This window comes from Moorena sp. SIO3E8, assembly GCF_010692445.1.
GTDB lineage: Bacteria > Cyanobacteriota > Cyanobacteriia > Cyanobacteriales > Coleofasciculaceae > Moorena > Moorena bouillonii.
In genome coordinates this window covers 28,069-44,488 of sequence record NZ_JAAHHM010000057.1, presented here as the reverse complement: position 1 = coordinate 44,488, position 16,420 = coordinate 28,069, and the positions used below count along the sequence as shown (strand labels likewise).

Below are 16,420 nucleotides of genomic sequence, written 5' to 3'. Positions count from 1 at the left end.
CCGGAGACGAAACCTTAGAAGAGTGCAGCCTTACAACAAAACCTGTTACCTTTGATGCATAGCCTACCAACTATAAAGGCTGCACTCTTCTTGCGGTAACTTCTAGCCAGTCTCTTGGCATGTTCTTCACGCTGCCTACTTATTTTAAGGTGTTGTCTACCTAATCTATTAACCGCTTTCTTCCGATTGGATGAGCCTTTCTTTTTTCGGGAAACCCGACGTTGATAAAACTTGATAGCCTTTTCTCCCGCTCTGTAAAAACGGGGGTTAGGTTCAGTGTTCCCAAGAGAGTCAGTGTAGAATTCTTTTAGTCCTACATCCAATCCAATAGTCGAGTGGCTCGGTGCCAGTTGTTCATTTACATCAACAGAGACGCAAAACTGAATATAGTACCCGTCAGCCCTTTTGACTATCCGAACCCGTTTGATTTGCTTTTTGTCGAAGCGCCACAAGTTCCAGGTACCTTTGAGCTTTAGCCTGCCGATTCCTTTCTTGTCACTAAAGGTGATTGATTTTTTGTCAGGGGATAACTTCCACCCTGACTGTTTGTATTCAACCGATCTACAGTGTTTTTGGAAACGGGGAAAACCTTTCTTCCCTGGAACCTTTTTCTTGCAGTTTTCAAAAAAGCGAGAAATTGATGACCATGCCCTTTCAGCCGCAGCTTGTCGGGCGGTAGAGTTTAATTCATTAGCAAAAGGGAATTCTTTAGCAAGAATCTTGCAGTACTTACTAAGGTCATATTTCCCCGTCCCTTTGTTGTCCATCCATAAACGAATACAGCTATTGCGTATAAATTTAACCGTCCGAATTGCTTTGTCTATGGCTTGATATTGAAGGGGTTTGCCGTACGCTTTGAACTCTAGAATAATCATCAGAACTCGACCTCAACTGATATAATATTACGCTAACACGCTAAGCGAAAATCGTCAACTCAAAATCAAATCTTTTTAACGGCGACTAAAGTCGCTACCAGGCTTTCATCCCGGAGACGAAACCTTAAAATAAGGCAGCCTTAATCATAAAGTTTTAACCCTTTTACCCATAGCCGACCAACCATAAAGGCTGCCTTATTTTTGCGGTAACTTCTGACCCGGTTTAAAAACACGGGGCTTTCAGCCTGGAGCAGTTACGTAACTAGTAATTTGTTACTTATTACTTTAGGATTTACGCAATTTTAACAAGACCTTGGTTGGTGCGTGACACGAAAACCGGTATTGATCGTTTACAATCAAGCATAGTGTCACAGCACCCTACGAGCTTATTACTTATTACTTATTACTTATTACTTTAAATCTTTGCCTTGTAAACCAAGACCATCTCCGCATTCTCCAAAGTGCTAGCATCGCCCTTGACAGTAAATTTCCACTCACTGCCCTTCTGACCAACACTGAGAGTAGTTGGTTGTAGATAGGTGTTATTCGGCACTTGTAAATTGTCATTGATGGTAAAGAACGCCCCACCCTGACCGTTTTTGTATTCATAGCGAATCAACAACCCAATAATTCTGCTGCTACTCATATTGGGGAACATATCCTGAGTAAAGGTGATGCTCACATCATTGGTTTCGCCTTCGGTCAAAGCAGCCCACTCATCGGTGAAATTATAAGCCAGGTCAAAGAAGCTGGTAGCATTATAGGGCTTGAGCACACCTTTGACTTCGTTAGCAAAGCGGCTACCACCTTGTTTGGCGGTGTAACGTAGCTTAATTGTGACATCAAGCAAATCGTTTGGATTGTAATCGCCTTTCTTACCATTTAGTTCCAAGTTCCAGTTAGAAACAGCACCAGTACCTTCAAAAGGTAGATAGCGTTCATCACCAAAGTTCAACTCAAACATACCGCTGTTCTCGGTATACTGGTCTACATGGGACAGAGCCACCTGCTGATTGGCTCGCCAATCTGCACGCACGTTGGTAGTTGCCTCGTTAGCCGGGTCTATCAGGTGTTTCACCGCTTTGATATCGGTATCCATCACCAGTTTACTGCTGAGCTGGGTTAGGGTAGCATTTACCTTCTGACCTTCGCCAACATTAAAAGCGAGAGAAACTGCTTTAATTTGGCGGTTGTAATGACCGGGGAAATCGTAATCGAACAACTCCTCACTTAAGCGGAAGGTGCAGGAACCTTTGGTTTTTAGTTGCAACAACCCTAGGGGGTCCATTTCCAACAGTGAAATAGTCTTGGTTATTTCCAGACGACGACTGTCCATTGAGCCATAAGCTTTTTCCATGCGATCGAGATCCAGTTCCAGTGTGGATCCTGACAGCAGACCTTGATACTGGTTTTCCCAGTACATGCCATTGATATAGTTTACTTCACCCGCCTTAATACCTTTTTCAAAAATAAAGGCTTGCTCGGCTTTTTTGGCGTAATCGTGGGCTAATTTAAAAGTCTGGAAGAATAAACCGGAGATTTTGCTGCTCATCCAGCTATAGAGCTGCATATTGGAAAACTTACTCTTCATGAACTTGGTAATAACTTCGTTATTTTCAATGTCCTTCTCATGCTGGAGCAATTCGATTTCTGACATTTTGATCCGGTGTTCTTGGGCTGCAATTTGATAGTCGAGCTGGATCGCTTCGCTGGCAGCCATCTCTTTCTGCAACTCCCACTCTTGCTTAGAACGTTTAAACTGGGCAGCCACCCCGGACATCTCGCCGAACATGCTAAGACCTTCAGCAGTGGTCTGAACCGCTTCGCCAAATCGAGTCATCATATCGCCGACGTTTTTCCCACCAGCAGTAGCCCCGAAACTAAAGGCACCTAAGGTAATTTGCGGTGCAACGTAGGACAAACCACTGGCAATCTGACCCAGGGAGATTACTTGATGCATTATGGCAGCACTCATCATCAGATCGAGTTGGTATTTCTCTTCTCGCAGATACCCATCAGAGATTAGGTTTTCATAGTGATTTATCTGAGCTATGGCACTGTTTTTGGTTTCCTTGAGGTTCGCGAGGGATTCTTTTGCTTCCTTGATTTGTTCTTTTTTCAAGGACGTAACTATGTCCAAAATCATCGCGCTCTGCTTGTTTTGCATCAAGCTGAGTTCTTCCGAGTCTTTCTTCTCCAGGACTGAGAGCAGGTTGTCACTGAAGCTTTTGAGCTTGCCAACCAAATCGCGAGCTTTGGCCATCATTGAACTGAAGCGGTAATCTGGCACACTTGCTGCACCAGCAGCAGCCATGGCAGCAGCAGTTATACCACCCCCACTGGCAGCCGCATTTACTAGAGCCATGGGATCGATTGGGGGCTGGAATAATGGTAAAGGTTGGGCTACACCATCAATATTCAGGCTGGCACGGATTTTCCCAAGTCGGTCTTCCACCCGCGTCCAGTATTCTGTAAACAGTTCATTTTCTTTAATAAAGAAATAGGGATTGGTGACGGTATCGAACTGAGTGGCCGCAAAACTCAGACTTTGTTCATTTACCATGCCGTCAGTGGTGCTGTTTTCCAGGTCAATTAGAAAATCGTAGGCCTCCGACGGTTCTACCTGATTACCATCTTCGTCTGTGTATAAACTGTTATAGCTCTGGGTGGGTTCCAACACCACACGACCCATATTCTCCGGTTTTTCACCCAAAAGGTCGTAGGCTAGGATGTAAAGCATACGCGCTTCGTTAATGCTTTCGCGGGTGTACTGACGGAACAGCATGTCCCCCCAGTCAAGCAAGTTATCGATATAGCGCATGACAATGGCTTTGCGATAAGCAAGGGGACGCAGGTCAGCAATGGCATGGGGGTCGAAGGGGTCTTCGAGGTACACAGTAAGCTGGGCGTTGTAGTTGCTCATCAAGTCGATGCGGAAGTCGAGTTTTTTGATGATCTCCATCACTTCCTGCATTTCGCTTACCCAAGTATTGAGTAATTCACTATCACTTGTAGATGCAGTAATATTACCATTACTCAGATATGAACTAAGGTTTGATATTACCGTATTCAATTCTGAGAATTGATCCCAGCTTTCAATTTCGGCCAAATATTTACCAGAACTTTCTTCATATAAATCTTGGTTCACTAGCCCCAAGAACACTTCTTGAAAAGGTGCTAGTACAGTAGCCATACTTTCCACTACATCACTAGCATTTGATACAGTGGACTCTACTTCGCTTGCGCTTACACCGTCTATTTCATTTACGTTTACAGTTCCTTCTTCAGTTCCTTCATTGAATAAAGTTACAAATTCGTCCATATCATAGGACAAACTGGCCATTAGTGCATCCGGGTCAGCAGCCAGGAAGGGCAAGAACTTCCAGTAATCTGAGGTTTCGGTGGGGTCGAAAATATATTCGTACCACTCCTTGGCATACTCAAATTGCTGTTCCGTATTAAGGGTTTGTGCAATCAGGAAAGGAGCATGGAAGAACACTTCCCAATAATAAATGCCGTTGGCACTGTTAAAGTCAAGATGACTGTTGGTTGGCTCCGTGCTGAACTTGTCTGCGCTCATCTTGATATTATAAGGCGTAGACTCCCCATCCTTTGTGAGGGTGGGGGATTCATTAATCTCCTGAGTTGACAGTTTCAACAGTTCATCAATACCATCGGCAAACAGCAGTTGGTTGAGTTGTTCCGCAGTGCTGGAAGTGAGGCGAATTAACTCATACTTCACGTCCTTGATTTCGTAAGGCTGAGCTTGCTCATCATTACTCATTTCGTACTTGATGTAGGCATTACCTTTGATCAGGTACAGAGTTTCAATGTTCCCATCGACATGGTTTAGGGATGCAGAGAGACCGAAATCACGAATCTCTGAAGGAAGATTGCCCCAACTACCCACAATTGGTGATGCGGTGCCTAGTTCAATTGTATCATTTTCTTCGAGACGATAGTATTCCGTGCCGGAGAACAGATAAACATAATTGTTGATTACAAAAGCGGCATCGATATTACTGTTGGTATCGGCATAGGTTTTGGGGTAGTCATCGTAGATGTAATCCGGAACCGTTTCATTATCAGTGCTCAGGGTGTAGCGGTAATATTCGGTACCATTATCGGTGTTAACTATTAGATATAGATAACCGCCAAATACGTAAGCAGCATCCACTTGCTGTTCGGTTTGCAAGGTCGTACGTGACTCTACACCCCAAACATCAATCGTGGTGTAGGCTTCCTGAGTGGCACTGCTATAATACAATTGATTGCTGTTGTTAAAAAAGTAAGAAACACCATCACCAGGTGAAGTGAAAGCAGCATCAATTTGGCTCCACTGTGGAAAGCCCTCAGTGTTAGTATTCAGCGTTTCGGAGTAGTCTGCTGAGCTTGAAAAGCTCCCATTTTCTTGAGTAAAGCACAAATATTGGTTACCGCAGAACAGGTACAATGCGTCTTGAGTACCTAAATCTCCTGTACCAATAAAGGCAGCATCGACTTTATTGTCCAGCCATACATTGTTAAAGGTGGTGTTCAGATACACCGGCAGGTTAAGATCGCTCAGGTTTCCGGAGTAAGTATCATCGCTGAGCTTGGTAAGAATTTCTGCTGGCTGTAGACTATTGTCGAACAGGTGATAAGTGGTTTGATCAGTGACGATCGCAATATAACCACCGGCAGTAGTAAAAGCACCAGTAACATTAACACCGGTATTGTAGAGTGTAGAAATCCACAAATTGCTATCGTTGCCAAAATCTATCACCTGGTAGTTGCTGCCACTTGCATCTTTGCTCCAAGCTTTAGCAATGCTGTTATCTTTGGTAATACCGCTGTGTGTGCTGTAAAAAGCTAGGTAATACGAATTACCATTGGTGTCAGTATAATTGAGACCAGAAGTCCAGTCTTGGTCCTGTTCAGATTCGTCGAAAGGACTAGGCACTAAGTCCTGTAGACTGTTTTGTTCTACTATATAGTTGTTCTCTAAACTCTTAATCCACAGACCATGACCGTCAATCACCATTATTGCGATCGCCTTGTCATTCAGTCGAGCTTCTGGTAACTCGATTGTTTGCTCAGTTACACCTTCTAACATGATATTCAAAACGGTTTGAACATTGGTGTCGGTTTGTTGGGAACTGCTCTCACCTAAGGCGTACACGGTGTAATTGCCATTGTTGTTATTGCCATTGTTAATCAGGTGTAACTTATCGTTAAAAACGGCGGCAGCACTAAGGCCACTGAATAATCCCGTCTCGCCTTCGGGTAGACCAAAAGTGGTACGAATTGATTTTGTACTGTTGGTGTCGCTGCGGTATACAAGACCCAAATCATTATTAAACCAGAAGTTTACACCGTTCTCATTGGTAAAAGCGGCATCAATACTACTCCAGCCATCTGGCATGTCAGTTGCTTCATAGGTGCTCGTCACCAAGGTGCTAAAAGAACCGGTATATTCGTAAATATCCCCATCTAGCCTTAGATAAATTTGATTGTCAATGACATAGGCCGAATCAACATGACCAGTGATTTGCATATTGGTTGGGCTATCAACTATACCCCAGCGGCTGTTGATGGCTGCTTGTTCTGAGACGGTACCATCCGCTGAGACTTTGACGTAGGTCTGATCTGATAGGAAATAGTAAATATCCCCCCCATCATACACCTGTACTGCAGCCGTTATAGTTGTATCCCCTTCTAATGAGATGTTGGAATTGGAAAGACTTGGAAGGTCACTTACCCCAGTAGTCAGATCCGTATCACTGTCGAGGGAGATTGCATCTGGTTTCACCAAAAAGCCACAACCCTTGTGGTTATAAGCAAACCAAGGACCATCCATGGAGTTGCTGCTGTTGTTCAACATCACTACGTTATCTTGTTCGATATTACCCTCCTCGAACAACTCTTTGAACAATTCCTGTCCCTGGTCTTCAAACATTAGGGGATCGGCTTCCTGGGAGTAAAGTTCGCGGGTCAGGTTAAATGCCTTGTAATGGGGACCACTTTCTTTCTCATATATTTGTCTTCCCAAGCTCTCTAAGGATAAAGTTTGATTTAGATAGAAGCGCACGCTGATGTAGATGTTTTCGTAATCGTCATGCTCCGTCTCGTTCTGGCTTAACTTGGTGGAGTTCTCGACAAACAAACCCACCTTAGAGATATGCGTAGTGCTCTTCAGCCCAAGTATGTAGAAGGGATGGGAAGCATCAAAATCATCGAATTCTTCTAATTCACTTTCTTCAAAGGTAGTTTGGAGTAGTTGGGGTTGCGTCCAGCGCTTATTGAGATTGTAGAAGGAGTAGTAGACCTTTACTTCTTGGTGAGTGTTGCCCGACGAGGATACTGTTTGTTCAGTGTCATTTTCGTCTTCGGTGGTGATGGTGGCTGAGGACGGGTCTTCCAAATTTTCCTCCAATACCGCCCAAAATACAAATACGCGGTTAAAGGCAAACACTGGCTCTACGCGGGTAGCCTCAATCTTGATGTCTAGTTCTTCCCAGGGTTCCCAGATGGCAGCAGCGCTATCACCCCCAACAAAGGTAGCAAAGCGATAGAAATAACGCATCGGGTCAGTGCGGGTGTGACCAAAAAGTACCAGTTTTTGATCGCCGGTTTCCGAACTGCTATCGTCATATACATAACCCCCAGCTATTTTTAGTTGAGAGACCTCCGTAAAACTGTCGAGATAGTTTAAGTAAGCTTCTTCGATGCTGGTTTCAGTAAGTTGACCTTGTGATAAGCTTGCCTCAAGTGCTTTGAAACCAGAAGTTTTCATATCGCTATCGCGCAGTTCTGGACGAATGTAGTTTTCTGGGTATAAGAAAACCTTACGGTTCGCCTCCCATACGCGGTAATTACGTAGCCATTCCCAGCGTTCTTTCAGCGCCAAACGGGTAGCTTCCTGGTCGCTTGTGTTGAGGTCAATATCTTCCAAATTGAGAAAATAGCGATGCAAATACAATTGGATAGCAGCCGTCGCTTCCTTGATACGGGAAGTTTCAGCACTGCTATCCATCTGAATATCAATCAGTAGCTTTTGATAAAGCTGGCGGGTAGTAGTAACATCACTATCCTTGGCAATTACATAGGGCACCAGCGCATCACGCTTGATGGTATTTAACTCATTAGTAATTTGCGTAACCAGGGTTTCGTAATTGTTATCACAGTCAACCCCCACCAGTAGATCATAGGCACCAGTCGCAGCAGCACTGTAATCTGTAGTGCTGTTATAAAGATTAAGCCAAACATCGTTATACAATTCCGATACATCCACCCGCAAGCGTTGGGTGGTGGCAAGGATATCGTACAAGCGTAGTACAAGTTCCAGATCAAAATATTCTTCAATCGCATTCACTTGTTCTGCTAGGAAGGCATTACGCTGTTTGACCCAGCGCACTTCTTCTTTCTCAAACCCAAAGATTGCGGCGAAGTGCATGTAGGGTTCTTTCACTTCTCCTTTAGCACCACTGACCAATTCTGTCAAGGTGAGTTCGCCACCCATAAAGCGTTGTCCTAAGTCTTTAAAGCGGCTAATGGTATGTACATCGCTCAACAAGTAGTCGGACCATTCGCCCCACCGGTAAGCCAATAGTTGCACTGGCTTCTGTTCGTATTGGTCAGTGAGGTCTAGATTGTAGGTAACAAAATTGTCTTCGGTATGGAAGTAGATCTGATCTTCAAATTTAAACACCGTGCCAACACCAACATCAGTAGTAAGGATACTACTATCGAGTTGGGGCCATATTTCTTCGATTTTGCGTGGGTATTCCTCATCTACGTAGCGCGGTTCATCATAGCGGTTGAGGTCAAATAGTTCGGCGGTATCGCTGTAGCGCACAAACTGCTCATCCTTGAATACATGCAGAGCACCGTGCTCGTCTACGTAAGCCCCATCTATGGAGTTGCCGCTGGTGAAGGCATTATCGAGCACTCCCCAGATGTCAATATTACCTTCGGTACTGGTGCTATTTGTGCCATTGTTGGTCACGTTAAGGTATTTTTGCTCGTTAAATAACACCAAGCCGAGCTCGTTGTGGTATAATGCTGCGTCAATCCCGTTGCGATAGTCTTCGTCCAAACTATCGATCCCCAGGTCTTCAGCCAGACTTTCGGCAATAATTTTCGGGTAGCCTTCATCAATATAACGATAGCGATCGCCAGTGTAGCGAATATATTGTTCCCCTGAGAACAAATAAGTTTTTTCATTTTCAGTGTCAACGAAAGCGGCATCGATATAACCACCTAGGGTAAAGTAATTTTCGATGTGACCAATACCGTCAATTTCGTATGCCACATATCTGTTGGGGCTACCGGTAAACAAGGTGTCACTAGTAAAGAAATACAGACAGCGCCCATTATCAAGCAAACCGTTAAAGAAATCAAAAGAAGTGGTGCTAGTGCTATATCTTTCCTCTAATGCATCCAGATGCTGTTGGAACTCCTTACTCATAAATTCAAAGGCGGGTTCGCTGCGTAGATAAGTGGCAATTTCTTTTGGGTAGGCCTCATCCACGTAACGGTAGTCGGCACCGGAATAGCGTACATAGGAATTCCCGGCAAACAGGTAAGTCACACCATCCCCACTAACCCAGGCAGCACTGACACTGTTGCTGAGAATATTGTTCTGTAAGCCCCAATGGTCTTTGATGTAGGAAACGTTGCTCCAGCCATTGGTGCTGTTGTAGCTCACGTAACACTGCTGGTTGAAGAAATAAGCCGTACCGTTTGCACCAATAAAACCGGATTTGAGGTCTTGGAAATCGGTTTTGTTAAAGGGAATACCGCTGTATATCAACTCCAGGGGCTGCGGGTAGCTCCAGTTTTCCGTATTAAGGTTAAAGCTGATAAATTTCTGGTCGCTGATAAAGATTAGATTGTCTTCTTGGACAAAAATCGTATCGATGGCATCAAAACCTTCTCTTTGATGCTCCTCGGGGATATTCCACATACTGTAATCGCCTTGACGGGGATATCCAGGATCTGGACGCTCGTAGCTATCTTTACTGTAACGTAGGTAGTGGAAAGTACCATCAGCTTTGGGTCGTTCAAACAGGTAGGTTTCTTCCTTCCAAACATACGCCAAGGCAACATTGTCTAGATCACGCCACTTATCACGGATGCGTCGGGGTGGGTAGGTTACCGTCTGGTCTATGTAGGTTTGGGAGTCGTATTGTACAAACCACTCACCGGAGAATACATAGGTCACCCCATCACGACCAACAAAGGCGGCATCAATAGTTTCTTGGTCATAAATCGGGTTGCGTGAACGCCCCCACACATTTTCGATCGCAAAACTGCGCTCTAGTTCAACATCGTAGTATTGGTTCCCACCAAAAACATAACTTTTGCCATCAGTACCATGTAAGATAGCATCAATCGCATCGGTAAGCTTACCATCAGCTTTTTCGGCAGTACGTGGCGTTGCCTCGGTTGGCGTGAGTGTAGTAGCTTCCAGGTGATTGAATTTTTGCCAGGTGTTATTGCTGCTACTGAGCACATAGCTCACACCTTTCTCCTGAGTTACAGCCTGAATATTGGCAAAATTGCTATCCGTGTACTGTTTGTAGTTATCTTCATCACCAATGACCACATGGAAGCTATTGCCTTTAAACAGGTAGACCTGGCGTTGGTCGGCAAAGGCAGCATCTATTCCCTTTGGGAAGGAAGCATGCAAGCCCTTAAAAGGTAATTTTCTGTGACGCTGCTTACCATTGCTGTAATCCCTATACTCATTGCCGAAGCCAATTTGTAAACCCCGGAAACGTGGTTCCTGATCGAGGCGGTTAATCGAGCGCGGGTAACCGGGTTCAACAGCACTGTAATCATCCCCCTGATAGCGGAATATCTGGTCACCGGAGAACAGGTAGGTATGCATAGCTGTCATATCCACCAACTGACCGTTATCGTCTTGTTCCTCCCACCGGGATTCTACCACCAGTGCAGCATCAACTTTGCCCGTTTTCTCAATATTGTTACGTACTTTACCCCAGAACTTTTTAGTTGGGCGTGGATAGCCATAGTCCAAATGACGGAGTTCGGGGTCAGAAAAGCGCAGGTACTTGTAGTTATTGGAATTGGAATAATCGTAGAACAGGTAGGTTTTGCCGTCAATGCCTGTAAAACCAGCATGAATGTTGCCAATAGTAATAGTACGATTCAACTGCTCGGAAAGAATTTTTGGTTCCGACCACCAGCGATTGGCGTAGTCGTGTTCCACATATTCGTTTCCGTAAAATAAGTAGACTTTACCATCTGGACCATTCATAACCGCATCGATCTGAAAGTCGCTAGCACCTCCCGTGATGCTTTCAGGCAAACTCCAAAATTCGTCGTCCACTGTGGCCGGAAAGACTTCGATCTCATCAACATCCGGGCGGTTGGCGAGCACCGTTTCAATTACGCGAGCATTGGGGTCTTCTTCATCTACTTCCAGGTAATCATCCTCATCTTTGCGTAGGGTAGAATAGCGGACATAAATGTTTGTATTCTGGTTATTTTCACCAAATAAGTAAGTTTTATTACCTAGAACAAACGCACCTGTAACCGAGGTCAAACCCTCCCAGTCTTCACTGATATTGCGCGGAAAGCCATCGTCCACCTGGGAATAATCGCTGCCAGAATACCGGACATACTGCTCACCGGAGAAAATATAGGTGTAACCGTCCAAACCGACAAAAGCCGCATCAACCATACCTACGGTGGCGATTTGGTTGGTAACTATCCCCCACTTGCTGCGCGTTTCTTGTAGTTCATTGGTGGTATTGTCGGCGTTGGGGTCGATACTGACAAATTCGTCATCACGGAATAGATAAATTTTTTCATCTTGACCGTACAATGCCGCATCGATGCCTAAAACAAATTCATCCGGTAGAGAAGTGAATTCCTGGTGTATGGGTTTCGGGTAGCCTTCTTCGGGCTGCAAGTTGGCTAGTTCTATGCTACCTGGGTATTTGACCACTTTTTCATCCAAGAAAAATAGGTAGTTACCTTCAAGATCAACCATGGTAGCATCAATGTGATCGGTTTGACCAAAGTTGTATTCGCGGTGTCCCCATTTCTCTGCCACTGGCCGCACGGTACCATCTTCTGAAGAGATATAGCGATCGCCTAAAAATGCGTAGCAATAGTTGTCCAAACCATCGAACATAGGTCCTAAATCGCGGTTCCAAGCTGGCGGTAGTTGAATCGGTTGGTTCTCATCATTCCAGTCTTCGGCAATGGATTTGGGATAGCCCCAATCTACTATGCGCGCTTTGCCGTTCTCCTCCTGGTTGATATCTGAATACCGCACGTATTTGTCATTGGCGAACAAGAACAGTTGTCCTTCGGAATCAACATAAGCCGCGTCGATCATTTCCAGGTTGTCAAAGTCGTTATCAACTTGACCAAACTGGTTACTGCGTTTGTCCCAAACATCAGTATGAGCGTATTTCACGTAGTGCGAATCCCCACTGACCACTACCCAGGTACGGTAGCGATCGATAAAGGCTGCGTCTACCTGGCTCAGTTCTTCTTTGTCAAATAACTGGCAGATGGGGTCTTCTTTCAGGCGTTTTTGTAGTTCTTCATCTTCCTTTTGCAGGTCTATCAGGTCATCGTCTTCATCTATACCAGCGACCACCTCTTTTTTGTCGATTAGCGTGTAATCTTGGGCCAAGTAGATCCAATAGTAATCGTCTTTAAATAAGTAAATAAACTCCTGACTTTCCAAAATTGCATCTACCGAGGTAATATCATCCGGTAGAATCATGTCTTCTGGGAATTTTGCTACCAGATCCTGATCCTCAAGTAAAATTGCAATCTCGTTAATATCGAGCTGTTCCTTATTAATCAGCAAAGCTAACTGACGAATACGCTTCACGGCTTGGGTGTAATGCATATCGTCGGGAATTTCATCCAAGCTACCCAATGCATTAGCGTTTTCCAGCAACGGTTGTAACCAAGGGAAATGTAGGTTATTGTCGGTTTTAAACACCGCCTTGGACACAGCTTTTACCGCTGACCTTTCGATACCCAACACACTTTCCAACTGTTCGAGAATGCCACTCTCCTGGGCATCGCTGTATTCTTTCATTGCCTTGTCAACGGCTTTGACAGTAGCATCAATGGCTTTGGCAATATCGTACAATTGGAAGAAAATTTCTTTATCGTAATCCTCAAATCCAGGTATGCTGAAGGTTGCTGCATTTTCTGGTACCAGGAAGAAAGGTAACCAATCTGCCAACAATATACTGTTATCATCAATTACGTTGATTTCCTCTAGAACCTGTTTGAGACCGCGAATTTCCTCAGCAGTAAAATGGAGGTCGGCAAGGTTTTCATCTTTGAGCCGATAATTATCAGCGTAGTTAATGATACCAGCAATATGGTCGAAAATAATTGTAGTTTGACTGACATCAAAATATGGTCGCAGACTAAAGCGATCGCGGTTACTCTCCTCCTTGAAGAAAGCACCAGCGCCCGGTTGCAAAACCTTACCATCCAGGTAACTATCTTGTAGGTCTTCGTATACCCAGCGCGATACAGCGGTAGCAGCAATTTTACCTAATTCGACTCGATCTATCTTTAACCAGGTGTCCTTGTCAGCAGCGATCGCATCTTTTAAGGCTTTTAATATCTCTTGGCGATGGGGATAAAACTGTAGCGCTAGTGCCATAGTCCTTGGGTTTTCACCGACTATACGCATTTTATCCCTGACGAACATATGTTCATCAATGTAGCGATTCATCTTGAGGTTCTCGATCAAGTCTTGCAACGCCACTGGTTTCAAGTCAAGCTCGGCAAAAATCTGCTCGCTGATTTTCACCTTGCTAGCTTTGAATTTACTCAGTTGTCGCTTAAGCAGGTGGTATACCGGATGAGTCAATTCCCCAAGTTCTGTAGTCAAGTCAAAGCTGCTAGCACCACTAAGGTCGCTAAACATTGACACATCCTGGGCATAACCTTCCGAGTCAATATAGCCGTTGTAAATTAGATTATCGTATAGTTCTCGGGCTTCGGTTTCGGTAAGACCCAGTTCTTTTAAATCCGATTTAAACACCTGCACTTCGATGGTGTCGCTTTCTTCTATCCTGGCATCAACGGCTTCCTGGTAAATGCGATAAAATAGCTCAAATATCTGCTGGTTCAAATCGCTGAAATCATACTCAATTTCAAAGTCAGCGATGGGTGGTAACTGGTGTTCGATTAAGTTTTCAGTTAAGATTTTTCCACTACCATCAATTATTTCGTGATTAACAAGGTTGTTGAAAATTTTCTCAATCAGCTTGTTCTCAAGTTGTAAATCAATAAATTCATAGTCGCTGATAGTCCCCAGTTGTTGGATAAAGTCTTGAGTGAGTTCCTGTATTTCACGGCGTTTATAGGGGAACAGGAGGTGCTTATGTTCCTTCGGTGCCATGTGCTTACGGAACCGTGAAGACTTGCGGCATCGCTTGGGTTTATATTCATGTTTATCCCCATAGTGACCTTTGATCAGGCTGAAAGCAAAGTGAGAAGCACGCTCATCCCCGAGAACCTCTTTTAAAGTATTTGGGCGAATTTCCCCAGCTTTAAAACTTTGTAACAAATTATTATAAAGGGCGAGGTCCTGCTCCTTCTGCTGTACTTCCTCCTTGTCAGTCATCGGTGCGCCATTGACAATTTTCCACAGCATTTCTGGCGAATAACCGAATTCCTTCATCCACTTGGTCAGGACAACCAGGGATTCAAATAACCAAAGCTGGTCGTTGATGATGGAGGTAGAACCTTTAACTACGATACCTGAAGCAATGTCGTCGAAATCTGTTTCGACCCATTGGGTGTCATCAGTAAAGGTTTTGGTTTTACCTTGGAAGTTTGCATGCTGGTACAGAGTCACTGTCCAACCTGTTGGTACCTTCAACGAACTTATGGTATCGTTACCGACTCCGTCGTATAGTTCCGAAATGTTATACTCACCAGGAGAAAACTCCTGACTTGTCCCTCCATAGTTTTGATTCTGGTACACAATCACACGGTCGCTTTGGCTGTATACCCCTGACCCCGCCATAAAGATTTCAAAGCACTTGTGGGTAATTGGTGCGCTATAAACAAAGTAAGTATGGGGGTCAAAACGGTTAATAAAGGGGTCTTGTTCTAGCAGATCAAAGAGTGTGAACAGTTCGAGAAAATGAACATCCAGCCCATCGCACAAGGCGCGAATGCGGTAGAGCACATTTAGTAATTGCCATTCGTTTTCGGTGTCTTCCCACAAACTGCTATCAGCGACCTCTTCATACTCAAGGCGATCGGTAATATTAATTAGGTCGGTATCAGTAAAACCCAAGCTATGGCGCAGACGTTTGCGGTAATCATCATTTTCATCGCTGAACAAGTCTGGGTAATAGTCGATTTGGGTGTAGGTGTGATATGTGGTTTCTGTATACTGTTCGGGTACGTCGCCCATTACATCGCTGATGTGCAGGTATTTTTCATTTACCGATACACAGGGCAGGTTGAAAATACGGTTGAACTGGTCCTGTGGTAAATCTTCGTTGGTTCTGCCGGTAAAGTCAATCTCACTAACCACGGCGACCACTTTATCAATCGCTTGCGACCGGGTCTTGTGCAGATAAACAACCTGGGCAATAATCACCAGAGTATTTTCATTCAGTGTGGGAGTACCATCAACTTTACAGCAATGGCGCAGAATATGATCCAAATCAGTAAAACTCAGACCCGTTTTCTGAGCTAACCGTACAAAACGGCTGGTGCGTTCAAACCACTCGATAGGCACAGTACTGATATCACTTTGAGTATCAGTTTCCGAGTCATAGTCATACCACACTAGCTCAGTCTCTTCGGTATTCAGAGTGACATAGCCAGAAGAACTGCTAATACCCGTATTAATGTAAAAATTATGACGACCCGCTTCAACATCGGAATGGTTTGACGGTTCAATGTAGAGATTCTGGTACAGTAATTGCAGCATCTCTTGGGCTGTCAAATCCGTAGTCTCCATAAAGGTGGCTACAGTAGACATATCGCTGATCAAACTGTCGCCTGTATAGCCATAGGCACTTTTGACTGCATCCTCCGTCACCGTTTCCGGTTCTAATAGGGCTTCCAACTCTTCTAGGGATAGACCCAGATATTCCCGCGCCACATTGTAGTAGTCAGTATCAGTGGCAAACAAGCGACGCAATTCATGGGCAGAAATACCCAGGTGATGCAGGTGATTTTTGATTTTTTCATTATCCAGTGAGAACGGCATGTTGAAGGGATAGACCGCACTTTTGAGCGCTGAAATGCCACCAGTCACTTGCCCTTCGAGTACTTCGTTAACGATATCGAGGTAGGGAATTAGGGTATTAGTATTTTCTGCGTCAAGATCGATATCTTTGATGTCACTCCGCCGCGTATCAAAATCAACACTATCATCATCAAACTCATCATCTAGCATTTGCAGCAAGTCAGTTAAATAAGCTGCAGGGGAATACACGGAGCGGGCATCATCACCTTCTTTAAAGTCAATGTTACCGAACAAATCGGCATAATTGGGAATATTGTTTTGCATGCTCATGACA

At 44.5% G+C, this 16,420-nt stretch carries 2 protein-coding genes; both read right to left on the bottom strand.

Annotated features, from left to right (window positions below; translation table 11 throughout):
- Positions 1–14: 14 nt before the first annotated feature.
- On the bottom strand, positions 15–875 hold the full coding sequence (locus F6K46_RS22195; protein ID WP_293061073.1) for a transposase: 861 nt from the start codon (positions 873–875) through the stop codon (positions 15–17).
- Between the two features lie 415 nt (positions 876–1,290).
- Complete coding sequence (locus F6K46_RS22190) at positions 1,291–16,416, bottom strand: hemopexin repeat-containing protein (RefSeq protein WP_293061071.1); 15,126 nt, start codon at positions 16,414–16,416, stop codon at positions 1,291–1,293.
- Positions 16,417–16,420: the final 4 nt, after the last annotated feature.

Coding starts and splice junctions, on each gene's coding strand:
- F6K46_RS22195 (WP_293061073.1), bottom strand. CDS start 875: ATGATTATTCTAGAGTTCAAAGCGTACGGCAAACCCCTTCAATATCAA.
- F6K46_RS22190 (WP_293061071.1), bottom strand. CDS start 16,416: ATGAGCATGCAAAACAATATTCCCAATTATGCCGATTTGTTCGGTAAC.